This window comes from Phnomibacter ginsenosidimutans, from assembly GCF_009740285.1.
Taxonomy (GTDB): domain Bacteria; phylum Bacteroidota; class Bacteroidia; order Chitinophagales; family Chitinophagaceae; genus Phnomibacter; species Phnomibacter ginsenosidimutans.
In genome coordinates, this window is the sequence record NZ_CP046566.1 from 1,642,649 (window position 1) to 1,658,945 (window position 16,297).

16 protein-coding genes are annotated in these 16,297 nt (G+C 46.6%); 11 read left to right on the plus strand and 5 right to left on the minus strand.

Going from position 1 to position 16,297, the window contains the following annotated elements; all coding sequences use genetic code 11:
* Positions 1–30: 30 nt before the first annotated feature.
* From GLV81_RS07070 to GLV81_RS07090, 5 genes are all read right to left on the minus strand, one after another.
* Positions 31–1,659, minus strand: coding sequence for an acyl-CoA carboxylase subunit beta (locus GLV81_RS07070; protein WP_157478090.1), 1,629 nt, complete (start codon positions 1,657–1,659; stop codon positions 31–33).
* 99 nt (positions 1,660–1,758) lie between these two features.
* Complete coding sequence (locus GLV81_RS07075; protein WP_157478092.1) at positions 1,759–2,058, minus strand: hypothetical protein; 300 nt, start codon at positions 2,056–2,058, stop codon at positions 1,759–1,761.
* Positions 2,059–2,074: 16 nt separating this feature from the next.
* Positions 2,075–2,659 carry a methyltransferase gene (locus GLV81_RS07080; protein WP_157478094.1) on the minus strand — a complete coding sequence of 195 codons (585 nt, stop codon included), beginning with the start codon at positions 2,657–2,659 and terminating at the stop codon, positions 2,075–2,077.
* Complete coding sequence (locus GLV81_RS07085; RefSeq protein ID WP_157478096.1) at positions 2,659–3,792, minus strand: serine hydrolase domain-containing protein; 1,134 nt, start codon at positions 3,790–3,792, stop codon at positions 2,659–2,661. Before GLV81_RS07085 ends, GLV81_RS07080 begins: the two co-directional genes overlap by 1 nt.
* Positions 3,793–3,807: 15 nt before the next feature.
* Positions 3,808–4,410 carry an HD domain-containing protein gene (locus GLV81_RS07090; protein ID WP_157478098.1) on the minus strand — a complete coding sequence of 201 codons (603 nt, stop codon included), beginning with the start codon at positions 4,408–4,410 and terminating at the stop codon, positions 3,808–3,810.
* A 255-nt stretch (positions 4,411–4,665) separates the two neighbouring features.
* Between GLV81_RS07090 and GLV81_RS21685 the strand changes: the two genes are divergently transcribed.
* From GLV81_RS21685 to GLV81_RS07145, 11 genes are all read left to right on the plus strand, one after another.
* Positions 4,666–5,265 (plus strand): acyl-CoA dehydrogenase family protein, encoded by a 600-nt coding sequence (locus GLV81_RS21685; protein ID WP_281350800.1) that lies wholly within the window; start codon positions 4,666–4,668, stop codon positions 5,263–5,265.
* A 17-nt stretch (positions 5,266–5,282) separates the two neighbouring features.
* A complete protein-coding gene (locus GLV81_RS21690; RefSeq protein WP_281350801.1) occupies positions 5,283–5,819 on the plus strand; it encodes an acyl-CoA dehydrogenase family protein in 537 nt (178 codons plus the stop codon).
* A 114-nt stretch (positions 5,820–5,933) separates the two neighbouring features.
* Positions 5,934–6,602 (plus strand): YggS family pyridoxal phosphate-dependent enzyme, encoded by a 669-nt coding sequence (locus tag GLV81_RS07100; RefSeq protein WP_157478100.1) that lies wholly within the window; start codon positions 5,934–5,936, stop codon positions 6,600–6,602.
* Between the two features lie 96 nt (positions 6,603–6,698).
* Positions 6,699–8,276, plus strand: a complete 1,578-nt coding sequence (locus tag GLV81_RS07105) for a hypothetical protein (protein ID WP_157478102.1) — start codon at positions 6,699–6,701, stop codon at positions 8,274–8,276.
* Between the two features lie 52 nt (positions 8,277–8,328).
* Positions 8,329–9,084: a porin gene (locus GLV81_RS07110; protein ID WP_157478104.1), complete on the plus strand. Its 756-nt coding sequence runs from the start codon at positions 8,329–8,331 to the stop codon at positions 9,082–9,084.
* A gap of 1 nt (position 9,085) precedes the next feature.
* Entirely contained in the window at positions 9,086–9,580 is a 495-nt protein-coding gene (locus GLV81_RS07115) for a hypothetical protein (protein WP_157478106.1), read from the plus strand.
* A 68-nt stretch (positions 9,581–9,648) separates the two neighbouring features.
* Positions 9,649–10,713 (plus strand): Fic family protein, encoded by a 1,065-nt coding sequence (locus GLV81_RS07120; protein WP_157478108.1) that lies wholly within the window; start codon positions 9,649–9,651, stop codon positions 10,711–10,713.
* A 328-nt stretch (positions 10,714–11,041) separates the two neighbouring features.
* Positions 11,042–12,667 carry an ABC-F family ATP-binding cassette domain-containing protein gene (locus GLV81_RS07130; protein ID WP_157478112.1) on the plus strand — a complete coding sequence of 542 codons (1,626 nt, stop codon included), beginning with the start codon at positions 11,042–11,044 and terminating at the stop codon, positions 12,665–12,667.
* Between the two features lie 114 nt (positions 12,668–12,781).
* Positions 12,782–13,201: a hypothetical protein gene (locus GLV81_RS07135; protein WP_157478114.1), complete on the plus strand. Its 420-nt coding sequence runs from the start codon at positions 12,782–12,784 to the stop codon at positions 13,199–13,201.
* The gene (locus GLV81_RS07140) at positions 13,120–15,705 is read left to right on the plus strand and encodes a hypothetical protein (protein WP_157478116.1); all 2,586 of its coding nucleotides are present in this window, start codon (positions 13,120–13,122) and stop codon (positions 15,703–15,705) included. The genes GLV81_RS07135 and GLV81_RS07140 overlap by 82 nt, the downstream gene beginning before the upstream one ends.
* The gene (locus GLV81_RS07145; RefSeq protein ID WP_197429009.1) at positions 15,696–16,241 is read left to right on the plus strand and encodes a hypothetical protein; all 546 of its coding nucleotides are present in this window, start codon (positions 15,696–15,698) and stop codon (positions 16,239–16,241) included. Before GLV81_RS07140 ends, GLV81_RS07145 begins: the two co-directional genes overlap by 10 nt.
* Positions 16,242–16,297 lie beyond the last annotated feature (56 nt).

Sequence of the window (16,297 nt, forward strand, 5' to 3'; positions counted from 1 at the left end):
TGGTATCCTCAACATCCGATAATCAACCATCTACACCTGAAACACCCCCGTTTTAAAATCATCCAGCAGCGGGTTGTGATTGGCTGCTGTAATGGCTTCGCTAATAACGGTTCGTGTTTCTGCCGGATCAATAATGGCATCTACCCAAAGTCTGGCCGCTGCATAATAAGGACTGGTTTGTTTTTCGTAGCGGTTTTTAATGTCGTTCAGCAATTGCTGTTCATCTTCGGGGCTCACCGTTTTGCCTTGAGCTTTCATATTCGCTACTTGTATTTGTAGCAATGTTTTGGCCGCTTGTTCGCCACCCATCACCGCAATTTTTGCCGAAGGCCATGCATAAATAAACCGTGGGTCATAGGCTTTGCCACACATGGCATAGTTGCCCGCACCAAAGCTGTTGCCTACAATGATGGTGATTTTTGGTACTACAGAATTGGCCACCGCATTTACCAACTTGGCACCATCTTTTATAATGCCACTGTGTTCGCTGCGGCTGCCCACCATAAAGCCGGTTACATCCTGCAAAAAAACCAGTGGTATTTTTTTCTGGTTGCAGTTCATGATAAAACGGGCTGCTTTATCAGCACTGTCGTTGTAAATAACGCCGCCCATTTGCATTTCGCCTTTGGCACTTTTTACCACCAATCGTTGGTTGGCTACAATGCCCACTGCCCAGCCATCTATGCGGGCATAACCACAGATAATGCTTTTGCCATAATCGTTTTTAAATGCATCAAAACTGTTGGCGTCTACAATGCAATCAATAAGGGTTTGCATGTCGTAGGGCTTGCTGTTGTTGGGCGCCTGAATGCCATAGATATGATCGGCAGGCAGCGCTGGCGCAACAGCTGTGCTGCGGTTGAAACCTGCAGTTGCAGTTGGGCCGAGTTTGGCTACCAACCGCTTTACCTGATCGAGGCATTCCTGTTCGGTGGCAAATTTGTAATCGGCAATACCGCTGATAGCATTGTGCGTGTTGGCACCACCCAACGTTTCGGCATCAACGTCTTCGCCAATGGCTGCTTTTACCAAATAAGGGCCTGCTAAAAAAATGCTGCCATTGCCTTCTACCATCAGCGTTTCATCGCTCATGATGGGCAGGTAGGCACCACCCGCCACACAGGCGCCCATCACCGCTGCAATTTGCGGAATGCCCATGGCACTCATTTTGGCATTGTTGCGGAATATGCGACCAAAATGTTCTTTGTCGGGAAAGATTTCATCTTGCATGGGCAGGTATACACCGGCACTATCTACGAGGTGGATCACAGGCAAATGATTTTCCATGGCAATTTCTTGCATGCGTAAATTCTTTTTGCCCGTAATGGGAAACCACGCACCGGCTTTCACCGTTTGATCGTTGGCCACAATCATGCATTGCCTGCCGCTGATGTAACCAATGCCTGATACCGTGCCACCTGCAGGACAGCCACCTTCGGCTTCATACATTTCATAGCCGGCAAAAGCACCGAGTTCTATGAAAGGTTTGTCATTATCAATCAGGTATTGAATGCGTTCTCTTGGGGTGAGTTTGTTGCGTTCTTTTTGGCGGGCTATGGCTTTGTCGCCACCACCTTTGGCTATTTGTGCTACACGTTGTTTTACCTGGCTCCAGGCCAGTTTCATCGCATCTTCATTGCGATTGAATTCCAGGTTCATAGGCAAGCTGTTGTATAGCAAATATAACCGCTCACCCTGCTTTAGGTTGGCAGGTGTACAAAATGATTGTACAAGAATAACAACGTAGAAAACCGGTGGTTATACAATGCCCATTTTGGCAGCAAGAATTGGAATCATCATGACTACAATAAAAGCAAGAATGCAGAGGTAAAACAATGACGTAAGCCGGTTGCATAGCATCAGCGTACTCCGTCTTTTGGCTGAATAGGACCCGTCAATTTCCATATTGGAAAAACGGCCGAAGAGATTAAACGCTACAGGTTCATCTTCTTTGCCACTGTTGTAACGAAGGATGTTGATTGTTTTCAGCACAATTAGCCCAATACCGATAGCAGCTATAGAAATTTTGGCTGTTGCCAGTGTTTCAGGTGAAATCATAGAATTGCAGGGTTCCTTATTTGCGGGTTAAGATAAAGAATAGTTCTCTTCCTTTTCTTGCAGCAACAGAATTATAGCAAGCAGCCATTTGTTTTATGTAAAAATCTGTTGAAAACAATTCACCGTAATCGTTTGCGGAACCGCCAAATGGTGGTGATTGTTCGAAATGGTCATTAAATAATAATCCTACAAGTTTACCATTTGGCGCTAACAGCTGATGCATATGCTGCGCATACGCTTTTCGCTGCGACGGATGCAAGGCGCAAAAGAAGGTTTGCTCCAAAATGAGGTCATATTTTTCAGTGTGGTCAAAAAAGTTTTGGTGCAAAATGCGGGCCTGCTGCAACAAAGGGTTTTGTTGTAATTGCTGTACCAGATATGCCGAAATATCAATGAGGGTAACATTGGCAAAACCTTGCTGCAGCAGGTAAATGGCTTCGTAGGCATTGCCACAGCCGGGTATGAGCATGCGTAGGTTTTTATCTGTCAGCTGATTGATATACTGCGTCAACGGTGGCGATGGCATGCCCATGTCCCATGCATCGGTATGTGCCTGGTAGCGTTGGCTCCAATATTCGTCATCAAATAAAATGGGTTGCATCAGAGTTGGGGTATCCAGTTCATGATATCGTACACAATTTTTGGTGTGGCATTGCGTAGCACCTGACTTTTTACTTTACCCAAACGCACCACCACTGCATTTTGAGAGGGAATCACCATGATGTATTGACCCAGGATGCCCCGTGCATAAAATACGCCTTCATGCTCTGGCGATACCCACCACTGATAACCATAGTATTGGCAGGGTTGGCCCGATTCGTCGGGTATGTTGCAAGCTTTGCCACTGGCCGCCACATACGCCGAGTCAATGAGTTGACGACCATTCCATTGACCGCCATGCAGCATTAACTGGCCCAGCTTGGCAAAGTCACGGGCATTGGTATTGAAGCAACAATAGGCCTTGGTATTGCCGCCGGCTTTATCAGTGCTCCACAAAGCTGCATGGGTGGCGCCCAATGGTTGCCAGAGTTTTTCCGATGCATACTGTGCCAGCTTTTTGCCGGTTGCTTTTTCTACAATCAGCCCGAGCAATTGCGTGTCACCACTTTTGTATTTATGCAAAGTGCCGGGCTTTGTGGCCATGCTTACATCATTGGCGGTGCTTACCAAATCATCGCCATAATACAAGTTGGCGGTTATGGAAAAAGGATTGATGTAAGACTCACTAAAATCGGTGCCACTGCTCATGGTGAGCAAGTGGCGAATGCTTACGTTTTCTTTGCCGGCGCCGGTAAACCAAGTCAGGTATTGTTGCACCTTATCATCAATTGATTTAATGTGGCCTTCTTGTACGGCAATGCCCAACAACATGCTGGTAATGCTTTTGGCTACAGAAAATGAACCCGACAATCCATCGGCACTAAACTCATCCCAGTACTCTTCAAACACCACCGAATCATTTTTGATGACCAGCAATGCCCCTGTTTCAATGGATTGCAGATAGGCTTTCATAGAGTCGGGCAGCGTGGCTTTGTTGTAGCGGCTACTGTTGGCAATGGGCTGTGGTGCCGCAATGGCTACCGTGTCGTTGTCAAACTTGTTGTAGTCATCTACATTGGCAAAATTGTACAGGGCAGATTTTACCATATAGCTGTTGCCGGTGGCATAGGCCAGCAGGGTAGCAGCTGCTAACGAAACGGCTATGTACAGCAGAATTTTCTTTGCTTTTTTCATGAAACAGTTGGTCGTTTAAAGGGTTACCGTTGCTTGTATGGGAATGATGAATGCAATCAAATCCTCCAATGCAATGCCGGCTCTTTCACAGGCATCGTTGATGTCGTCGCGACTTACATTTGCGGCGAAGCTTTTTTCTTTCAACCGCTTTTTTACGCCTTTTACATCCATGCCTTCGTAGCCACCTGGTCGCATCAGGCTGTAGGCATGAATGAGGCCGCTGAGTTCATCAAATGCATAGAGCATTTTGTCCATGCGGGTCACAGGTACCACTCCAAAATGAGCATGGCCATGGCTGGCAATGGCCCGAATAATTTCAGGGTCGATGTGTAAGGCTTCGAGATGTTCAATGATTTTTTTACAATGCAGCTCGGGCCATTGGTCCCAGTCGGCGTCGTGCAGCAGGCCGGCCATTTCCCAACGCCATTGGTCGGCCTCGTTGGCTTGTTCTTTTTCCGTAGCCCAGCAGCGCATGAGTTGCGCTACCTGCAGCATGTGCAGTTGCAACTTGGGGTTGAGTACCCATTCATGAAAGAGCTGGAAGGCTTCTTCGCGGCTGAGCACATTGCTGGCATCTTCGGGGCGGCCAAACTCCTGACGGTTTAATTGTAATGACATACTTCAATCGTTGACTACAAATATGCTGTAAAACTGTTGTGTGTAAATGGGCCGGAAAATTTGCCATTGAACGAATTCTATTTTTTTACAGCCTTCTGGCAGAAATACATCAGTAAATGGGCGAGGGGGTTGGATGGCTGTTTGCCCGTAGCTGATTGGAGAAAAAGAATTGCAAATTGTACACAAATAGTTCAATCGTCAACAATTTTGCAGCACCCATCGCCGCTATTTTTGACACTTATTATCGATTGCCTTATGAATTTTCAATTAACCGAAGAGCAACTGGCCGTTCGCCAGGCAGCCCGTGATTTTGCGCAGCAGGAATGCTTGCCGGGTGTAATAGAACGAGACGACAAGATGATTTTTCCCAAAGAGCAGGTGAGCCAGCTGGCCGATCTGGGCTTTATGGGCATGATGGTGAAACCGGAATATGGCGGCAGCGGCATGGATACGGTGAGCTATGTACTGGCCATGGAAGAAATCAGTAAGATTGATGCGAGTGTGAGTGTGTGCATGAGTGTAAACAATAGCCTGGTGTGCTATGGTTTGCAAGAGTATTGTACCGAAGAGCAAAAGCAGCAATACCTGGTGCCTTTGGCGCAGGGTAAAAAAGATGGTGAATTATACATCGGTGCTTTTTTGCTAAGCGAACCCGAAGCTGGTAGCGATGCTACCAGTCAGCGTACCACTGCCATCGACATGGGGGATCACTACATTTTGAATGGTATTAAAAACTGGATTACCAACGGCAGTAGTGCCAGTGTGTATCTCGTGATGGCGCAAACCGATGCCAGCAAAGGCAGTAAGGGCATCAATGCTTTTATTGTAGAAAAAACTGGCCCGGCGTATCAGTAGGTGCCAAAGAAAATAAGATGGGCATTCGTGGTAGCGATACGCACAGCATCAGTTTTACTGATGTGAAAGTGCCCAAGGCCAACCGTATTGGCGAAGATGGTTTCGGTTTCACATTTGCCATGAAAACCTTGGCAGGAGGCCGCATTGGTATTGCTGCACAGGCATTGGGCATTGCCGCTGGCAGCTATGAGCTGGCGTTGAAATATTCAAAAGAACGCAAGGCATTTGGTAAAGAAATCATGCATCACCAGGCCATTCAGTTTAAGCTGGCGGATATGGCAACGAAAGTGGAAGCTGCCCGTTTACTGTGCCTGAAAGCTGCATGGGAAAAAGACAATGGTATTGATTACACTCTTAGCTCAAGCATGGCGAAAGTGTATGCGAGTGAAGCCGCTATGTGGTGCAGTACTGAAGCAGTGCAAGTGCACGGTGGTTATGGATATGTAAAAGAGTTTCATGTAGAACGCTTGATGCGTGATGCCAAGATTACACAGATTTACGAAGGTACCAGCGAAGTGCAGCGCATTGTGATAAGCAGAAGCATTTTGAAATAATACAAAGCCCCTTGCAAAAGGGGCTTTTTTAATTCTGCTATTTTTGCCCAGCAATTTTTCGATTGGAAACCATTGTTTCTATCATCTGTTATCATCAAAGCAATATCATTCAACATGGCCATCAATCAAGCAGCATATCAGGAACTGACATCGTTTTGCAACACACATAACACTACGTTGGTAGCAGTAAGCAAAACCAAACCTGTGGAAGACATTAAGGCGCTGTATGAAATGGGTCAACGTGATTTTGGCGAAAACTATGTGCAGGAATTGATAGACAAACACCCACAGTTACCGTCAGATATTCGTTGGCATTTTATTGGTCATTTGCAAAGCAATAAGGTAAAATACATTGCGCCGTTTGTGCACCTCATTCATGGGGTAGATAGTTTTAAACTGTTGAAAGAAATAGATAAGCAGGCAGCCAAAAACAACCGGGTAATCGAAGTGCTCTTGCAAATGCACATAGCACAGGAGGAAACAAAGTTTGGTTTGGATGACCGGGAGGTTGATGAAATCTTGAATGGGGAAGAATTATCGGCATTGAAGAATGTACGGATTGTTGGCATTATGAGTATGGCATCTTTTGTGGATGATGAGCAACAAATCCGAAAGGAATTTTTGGCGGCGAAGAAAACTTTTGATCATTATGCCCATCATCAGGTAGCCAATGTTTTTATGCAATACCTATCTCTAGGTATGAGTGCAGATTATACCATTGCTGTGGAGTGTGGAAGTAATATGATTAGGGTCGGGAGCAAACTTTTTGGTGCAAGAAGTTAGTCAGGTTTCATCCACATTGCTGTATATCTAATTGGGCTGAAATGCTTGTTGTGATTGGGTTTGCCGTATTATTGGCTTTCCAAAAAAAAACTCTTTATGATCCTAAGAAGCACCATGGCTTCACTCTGTATAATGAGTGTAGCAAGTTTGTTTGCACAAGACAATGTGGGCATTGGAACTGCCACTCCCAACAGTAATTATAAGCTGCACATCATAGCTGCCGCAAATACAGGAGCGTTACTTGCTGAGGCGTCTGGAACAACAGAAGCTTTAAGGATAACAGCCATGGGTACGGGCAATGGTGTCAATGTGTATAAAACCGAAACTTCTACGGGGCTTGGGTTGTATGTAGAACATGCGGGTACAGCCGGAGGTGCCGCTCAGTTTAGAAAAACAAATGCTGCTGCAACCGGCCCGGCAATGTATGCTTACACCAACAGCAATCAGGCACTGTCGCCGGCCATGCTGGCCGATGTGGCTGGTGTGGGCGATGCTGGTTTGGTGGTGAGAATGCAAAATGCTGCCAATCCTAACTCCGCACTATACCTCAATCATGCTGGTTCTGGGTATGCCCTGTTTGCTGATGTGATGAACAGCGGCCGTGGTGTATACCTCAATCTCAGCAATACGGCTGTAAATGGTATTGGCTTGCGCATTTACAATGCCGGTACAGGAAAAGCTGCCCGTTTTTCCAATATCAACTCTGCCAACGGCGATACCACCTTGCTCACAGAATCTGCAGGTAACGGAATGGCATTTGCAGCAGTACAAACCGGTACAGGCACAACTGCGTATTTCGGCAACCGCAATGCTGCCAATAGCTCCGCGGTGTTACAAATTGAAAACACAGGTGCCGGCAGTGATTTGTACCTGAACAGTAAAGGAACTGCTGCAGCTATTAATGTTTTGAAAGCTGCAGGAAGTAGTGGTCAGGGTATTTATATAGATCATCAGGGAGGCATTGGGCCTGTGGCGCAATTTAGAAGAACAAATGCGGCAGGCCAGGGCGCAGCTGTTATTGGGTATAACAATAGCAACAATAGTCAAAGCCCTGCGGTGTATGCCAATCATGAAGGAACGGGTGATGCAGCTATGGTGGCTCGAATTGCGAACACAGGTAATCCTTGGTCTGCCGTGTATGGCGAAACGAATGGTACTGGAGCCGCCATATATGGTACTACTTCTGGTAGCGGTAGTGCAATATTTGCGGTGCAGTCTGGTACAGGCCGTGCTGGTCAGTTTCAAATTGGCAATCCTTCAAATACAGATGCGGCATTGCGTGGCTTTACCAATGGTTTGGGACGTGCCGGCTTTTTTACCGTCAACAATCCTGCAAGTACTGCTTCGGGAGTGTATGCAGAATCTAATGCTAGCGGCCCGGTGATTGAAGCTCGTTCAACAGCTGGCAATAATGGTGTGGCTTTTAAATTAACCGAAGGTGGTTTTCAGGTGAGTGTAGAAACAGTTGCCACAGCGGGTAATATTGCTAAAAAAGCAGTGGCTTATCATTTGCAAGCTGCCGGGGCTTATACCACGACATTTACCCTGAATGATGGCGATGTGTTTTTCTTTTTCAATAGTAATGCAGCACCTGCAACTATAAACGGGTTGCCGGTTGCTGCTGGTGCTGGTATTAATTGCATCGTTATTGCGGGCACACTGCGGCAGATATAACAGGACGCTATGTTCTCGAAAAACATCACTTTTGCAGCCTTAACCGGCTAACATGTATTCGAGAAAATCTGTGGCCGGTCTTTTCCAAAAGCGGGAAAAGGCCGGTTTTCGTTTAGCATTTTTTTGTTTTGTATTTGCTATCCTTCCTTCAAGTTTGTTGGCTCAGGTAGAGTCTGATGAAAAACCTTTGCTGGTTAGTCCCAATGGTTTGGTGTTCCATAAAGACTCGGTGTTTTTGCTTAATGTTCGGTTTCGCATGCAAAACCGTTTTGGGTATTTCTCCAAACTTGATCAGTCCGATGAACCAGGCTTCGAAACGCTCATTCGCAGGGTGCGGTTGCGTTTTGATGGTTTTGTTATTTCACCCAAGGTGAGCTACTACCTTCAACTATCTTTTTCCAGAAGCGATCAGGATTTGGTCTCTGGGACTATTGCCCAAACGGTTCGTGATGCCATGGTGTATTACAACGTGAATAAGAATTTTTACTTTGGTTTGGGGCAAAGCAAACTGCCCGGAAACCGTGAACGGGTTATATCATCGGGCAACCTGCAAATGCCTGATCGGTCTATTGCTAACTCGGTATACACCCTCGACCGCGACGCCGGTTTGTTTGCCTACGGCCAAATTCCGTTGGGTAAGCAAATGATTATGTATAAGGCGGCGATTACCGGCGGTGAAGGCCGTGGGCAAAACTTTACAAACAAAGGGCTTTCTTATACCGGCCGCATTGAATACCTGCCATTTGGAACGTTCAAAAACCTGGGTGATTATTCTGAGGGGCGATCTGGAGATAGAAAAGACACCTAAGTTGTCGGTTGGTTTAAGCTACAATGTAAATGATAAAACAACCCGTACTGGCGGTCAGTTGGGGTCTACCTTACCCAATCCCGTAAACATGCGTACGGCGATTGCCGACATGATGTTTAAATACCAAGGCTGGGGCATTTTGGGTGAATATTTTAATCGAAATGTGGACGGCTACACTTTGAATGGCACTAATAATACAGCCATGTTGCGCATTCCGCAAGGGCAGGGCTTTAATATTCATGTAAGCAAAATGCTGAGCCGCCGTTCAGAAATGGTCGTACGGTTTGCAGGCACCGAACCTAAAAAGGGGTTTGAAGAACACATTTATCAATACCGGACAAAAGCCTTGGGATACACCTACTACCTCAATAAGCATCGGGTAAAGTTTCAAGGCTATTTTGGACTGGATAGCCGCTATCACCCACAAAAGCAAAGTCTGTTGTACCCCTACAAAAACCGGGTGAACGCCATGGTTCAGGTAGAATTGGGGATTTAAATAAGTAGAAAAGTCTGAGAAGACTTTTCTTTTCCAATAAAAAATGACTAAATTTGTCATGAATAAAAATGACAAACAAGTTTGCACATATCATCAAAGAGGCGAGGATAGCGCAGAAAATGCTGGTAAGAGAGCTGGCGCAAGCCCTTGAAATGGATGCTTCTCTGCTGAGCCGCATAGAAAGCGGAGAACGGCTGGCAACAGAAGAACTTTTGCCCAAACTGGCAGAAGTGCTGCGGATGGATATGAACCTGTTGCAGAAAGAATGGCTGACTGCCAAAGTGCTGCGCCAGTTGGAGGGCTATCCTCAATATGCCGAGGAAGTACTGAGTATGGTGATGGAGCGGGTAGAAGTGTATGCCGCCAATGGCGAAACAGTACCTGCAGAATTGGAAACCTCGCTGCATGCTTTGGATGAACTGAAAGCCGCGGTGAAAGCCAAACAGCCTTTGGATGAAACGCAGCTGACACGGCTTCGGGATTTTTTTCATACGAGGTATACTTACCACAGCAATAAAATTGAAGGTAACACCCTCACCCTTCAAGAAACTTCATTGGTGGTGTCGAAGGGAATAACCATTGCGGGTAAAAGTGTAAGGGAGCATCTGGAAGCGGTGAACCACCACGAAGCGGTGGAGTACATTGAAAGTATGGTGCAAAATGGTACACGTATAACTGAACGCCTGATTAAAGAGTTGCATTATCTCATTTTGAAAGGCATCGACAAGCATTGGGCGGGTACCTACCGCAATGTAGAAGTACGCATAAGTGGCAGCGAACATGTGCCTCCTCAGCATTTTGATGTACCCATGGAAATGGAGAAAATGCTGGCTTACTATCAGGAAAACCGGGTACGCATGCACCCCGTGCTACTGGCGGCCGATATGCACCTGATGCTGGTGGGTATTCACCCCTTTATGGATGGCAATGGCCGCACCAGCCGCCTGTTGATGAACCTGATATTGATGCAAGGAGGCTACTACATTGCCAACATCAAGGGTGATTTGACGGACAGGCTGGAGTATTACCAAGCGCTGGAAGAAGCCCATGTGCGGGGTAATACCACGCCATTCAGAAAGCTGGTGGCCAGCACCGTGATGCAAAACATGGAAGAATACCTGTCGTTGATTTAATGCCAGATACCGCACTATGCCAAAGCAGTAAATACAAGCCCGGTAGCCAAGCGCTGCCGGGCTTTTTTGCCGAGTGCTGCACAGCTGCTGATGGGCTGCCGGATGGAAGCGGTAGCTGCCCCGCAGCTGTAGGCTGCATTGGTAATGACCAAGGCGGGGCACTACAAGCGTACAGCCGGAACTGCTGCTGATAATAGTGCTTTGGCTGACAGCCCCTAATGCTATTGTTGAATGGATACAACAACACTTATAACTGCCAAGATTTAATGCCTGTTCCTTTGGGTTGCTTTGGCTACCTTTGCGCCTCAATTTTCGTTTCCAGGCAATTATGATTAGTGTAAAAAATGTAACGCTGGCCTATGGCAAGCGGGTTTTGTTTGATGAGGTAAACATCAACTTCGTAAAGGGGAACTGCTACGGCGTAATTGGTGCCAATGGTGCCGGTAAGTCTACTTTTTTGAAGATTTTGAGTGGAGAAATTGAACCCAACAAGGGTTCGGTGGAAATAACCACCGGCGAACGCATGGCGGTGCTGAAGCAAAACCACTTTGAGTTTGATGAGCAAACAGTACTAAACACAGTGCTGATGGGCCACAAAGTGATGTGGGATGTGATGCATAAGAAAGACGCTATTTACGCCGACCCCGACGCTACCGAAGAAGATTACATGAAGGCGGGTGAACTCGAAGCTGAGTTTGGCGAAATGGGCGGTTACACCGCTGAAAGCGATGCCGCTACACTGCTGAGCAACCTGGGTGTGGTGGAAGCTTATCACCAAAGCCTGATGAAGGACATACCCGGTACCATGAAAGTGCGGGTGTTGTTGGCGCAGGCGTTGTTTGGCAACCCCGATATTTTGTTGCTTGATGAACCGACCAACGGCCTCGATATTGAAACCATCAGCTGGTTGGAAAACTTTTTGGCCGACTACCAAAACATTGTGTTGGTAGTGAGCCACGACCGTCACTTTTTGGATGCCGTGTGTACGCATGTGGCCGACGTGGACCGTGCCAAAATCAAGGTATTTACAGGTAACTACACCTTCTGGTACGAGAGCAGCCAATTGATGGCCCGCCAGTTGAGCGATAAGAATAAGAAAGTAGAAGAGAAGCGTCAGGCGTTGATTGATTTCATTGCCCGGTTTAGTGCCAACGCAAGTAAGAGCAAGCAGGCTACCAGCCGTAAAAAGGCATTGGAAAAACTCACCATCGAAGAGATTGAACCTTCTAACCGCCGTTATCCGGGCATCATTTTCCAGCCGTTGCGGGAAGTGGGCAACCAGATTTTGAACGTGGAAGGATTGTCGAAATCGGTAGACGGCCGTAAGCTGTTTGATAAAGTGACATTTAGTGTGCAGAAGGGTGAGAAGATTGCCTTTTACAGTCGTGACCCATTGGCGGTGACTCAGTTTTTTGAAATCATAAACGGCAATGCCACGGCTGATGCTGGTAAACTGGAGTGGGGTACTACCATTACCAAGGCTTACCTGCCCTTGGAAAACGGAGAGTTCTTCAAAGAAGGCCTGCCCATGATGGACTGGCTGCGTCAGTTTGTGCCTGAGCATGTAACCGATGCTGATGAACCTTTCCTGCGGGGCTTTTTGGGTAAAATGTTGTTTAGCGGCGACGACATCATGAAAAAAGTCAACGTGCTGAGTGGTGGCGAAAAGGTACGCTGTATGCTGAGCCGCATGATGCTTCAAAACCCCAACTGTGTGGTACTTGACCAGCCAACCAACCACCTCGATCTGGAAAGCATTCAGGCATTTAACGAGCAGTGTGTAGAATTCAAAGGCATTGTGCTGCTGACCAGCCACGACCATACATTTATGGAAACCACGGCCAACCGGGTAATTGAGTTGACGCCAAAAGGTATCATCGACAGACTGATGACCTTTGATGAATACCTGGAAGATGAGCGGGTGCATCAGCTTCGGGAAGAATTGTATGCATAAGCATCAACAAACGATATGTGTAAAAGACGGTCAGCCACTGGCCGTCTTTTTTGTGCATACCAAATGCTGCGGATAGGCGTTCAGTATATTGCAACCACTAACTGTGCTTCACTGTTGAAATTTGTTTGCTTCATAGCGGTGTGTATTGTTTGCCTGCTGGCAAGCACTTCCGCATGGGCACAAGTGAGCTCCAACATTCGGGTGAAAAAAATTGCGGTGCAAGTAGCGCCGGCACAGTTGGATAGTTTGAGTGTTGTGCCAGGCAGTTTTCGCATGAAGGGGGCCGACAGCCTGCAATATGTGTGGGATGATGTACGGGCTACGTTGCAATGGATCAAGCCGCCAAATACAGATAGTGTATGGGTGAGTTACCGGGTGTTTCCGTTTGGTTTTGCCAACAAAGTGTACCGCTACCAATACGATAGTGTGGCCAACTTTTTAAAGCCATGCCCGTGCCGAAGCGAAAGAATACCAGCAACAATCAGCAGGGATTTGGCAAGCTCAATTACACAGGTAGTTTTGGCCGCAGCCTGAGTTTTGGTAATGCACAGGATGCCGTGGTGAACTCACTGTTTAACCTGCAGGTAAATGGCATGCTGGGCGACAGCATTGAAATTGCTGCTGCCATTACCGACAACAACATACCTATACAACCTGATGGCAATACACAACAGCTCAATGAGTTTGACCGCATTTGGCTGCAGTTTAAAAAACGCAACTGGACGCTCAGTTTGGGCGACATTGATGTGCGGCAGCAACCCACGTATTTTCTCAGTTATTTCAAACGCCAGCAAGGCATTGCTTTTGAAACTACACAAAGGCTGGGCAAGCAAACGAGCAATACCAGTTTTGTTAGTGCGGCCATTGCCAAAGGAAAATTTACCCGCAATGTGTTCAACGGGCAAGAAGGCAACCAAGGACCATACCGGTTGCGGGGAGCCAATAACGAGCTCTTCTTTGTGATACTGGCCGGTACAGAAAGAGTGTTTATTGATGGCGTACAACTGGAACGTGGTGAAGACCAGGATTATGTCATCAATTACAACACGGCAGAAATCAGTTTTACCCCAAAGCAACTCATCAGCAGAGACAAGAGGATACAGGTAGAATTTGAATATGCCGATCGCAATTACCTCAACTCATTGCTGTATGCTGGCAACGCATTGAAAGTGGGTGAAAAGCTGGAAGTGAACATTGGCATGTACTCCAATGCCGATGCCAAAAACTCACCTATTAACCAAACGCTGGACAATGTGCAGCGGCAGTTTTTGAGCAATATTGGCGACAGTATCAATCAGGCATTTTATCCCGTAGCTGTGCGGGATAGTTTTGATGCGGCGAAAGTATTGTACATCAAAATAGACACGACGGTTGCCGGCCAACCCTATACTTTTTACCGCTACCAAAACATTTACGATACGGCCATGTATAGTCTGGCGTTTAGCGAAGTCGGTACCGGTAAAGGCAACTATACACTGCTGCTAAATGGCGCCAATGGAAAAGTGTTTCAATGGGTGGCACCGGTGAATGGCGTAGCACAAGGTAACTATGAGCCAGTGGCTTTGCTGGTGACGCCCAAAAAACAACAGCTCTTTACGGCAGGTATAAAATACAGTTTGGGTAAAAACACAAAGCTGTTGGCAGAAGCAGGTTATAGTGTGACTGACATCAACACCTTTGCCAGCAAAGACAAATCCAATGATGGGGGATTAGGCATCAAGTTGCAGTTGAAAGATGAACGGACGATACAGTTGGGAAAATCAAGCAAGCTGCTTTCAACAGAGGCCAGGTTTGAGCAAGTGGATGAAAACTTTCGACCATTGGAACGTTTGCGAAGCATTGAATTTTTGCGGGATTGGGGCTTGCCTTTTGATGCGGGCTTTGCCAAAGAGCAATTGCCGGGCTTTACCATGACATTGATTAACAACAAACAGCACAGCATACAATACGATTACAGTGGTTACAAAAGGGGCAATGCGTATAGCGGCAACCGCCACAGTATTGAGCATCGGTTACAACAGCAGGGCTGGGTGGTCAATGATGTGTTGCGATATACTTCGTTTGATGGGTTGGGCATCAATGGCTATTTTTTGAGGCCATCCATTGCTATCAATAAAACTTTTAGCAAGATTAACGCACTGGAGATAGGGGCACAATATCAGTTGGAACACAACCAGGTAAAATCATCTGTTACCGATACTTTACAAGCCAGTAGTTTTTCTTTTACCGATTGGCGGGTGCATGTGCGTAGCAATCAGCAGCAACGCAATCGCTGGTCGCTGCAATGGTTTAGAAGAAGCAACCAGTTTGCACTGGCCAATGGTTTTGTGCCGCAGGATGTGAATGATAATTTTTCGATACAGGTAGAGCTTACCAAAAGCAAACAGCACCAGTTTCGGTTGAATACGGGCTACCGCATGTTGAAAGTAAAAACGGCCGGCATTAGCAATCAGCAATCAGACAATACTTTGTTGGGTCGTGCTGAATATTTGACTCAACTAGCTAAGGGCGCCATCACTGGCAATTTGTTGTATGAAATAGGCGCCGGGCAAGAGCAGCAACGCGACTTCAGTTATATAGAGGTGCCCGCCGGTCGAGGTGAATTTGCTTGGATTGATTACAATAGCGATGCCGTGCCGCAACTCAATGAGTTTGAATTGGCGCAGTTTCAGGATCAGGCAAAGTATATCCGCATATTTACACCTACCAACCGGTTTGTAAAAGCTGCATACAACACCCTTAATGCGAGTATTCAATTGAGTCCAGCCAATGTGTGGCGTAGAGATTCATCGCACCTTAAACGCTTTCTGGCTAAGTGGAATGCCCAAAGCAGTTTGCAAACCACCAGCAAGCGAAAAGAGGATGGCGGTTTTCCATTCAATCCTTTTGCGGGTAGCATCAGCGATACCGCAATCATTATGGCCAATACCAATATTGCCAACACGATTTCATTTAACCGATACAGCACTTCCTGGGGTGTAGATCGACGCAGGTTCGCAACAGCAGCAAAGCATTGCTCACGTATGGTGTGGAAATAAGAACGCTGAATGATGTATCGCTCCGTTGGCGGAAAAACGCTGGCAGACAATGGACCTTTGCCATGCAAGGCAAGCGGGGGAGCAATGAATTGCAAACCCCCAATCCAAAATTCGATAACAGAAACTATGCAGTCACGTACTACGAATTGATGCCATCCATTACCTACACATTGGGGGCCAAATTCAGGGCAACTACTTTGTATAAATGGAATGAGAAAAAAGGGAATGCCAACAGCATTCCGCAACTGAGTACCACTAATAGCTTGCAGGTAGAAAGTAAATACAATCTGGTGCAAAGTGGTGTCTTCACGGCTAAGCTTACTTATTCGTCTATCGATTTTACAGGTACTTCCAATTCTACCGTTTCTTATTTTATGCTCGATGGTTTGCAACCGGGCAAAAACTTTTTGTGGAATATAGATTTCACCAAGCGGCTGGCCAATGCGTTGGAAATAAGTTTTCAATACGAAGGCCGCAAAGCAGGAGAGAGTCGAACGGTGCATGTGGGCCGGGCTTCATTGAGAGCCGTGTTGTAACAAACGCAAAAGGTCAGCTCTTTTCAGAACTGACCTTTGCTCATTTATGGGTGGGA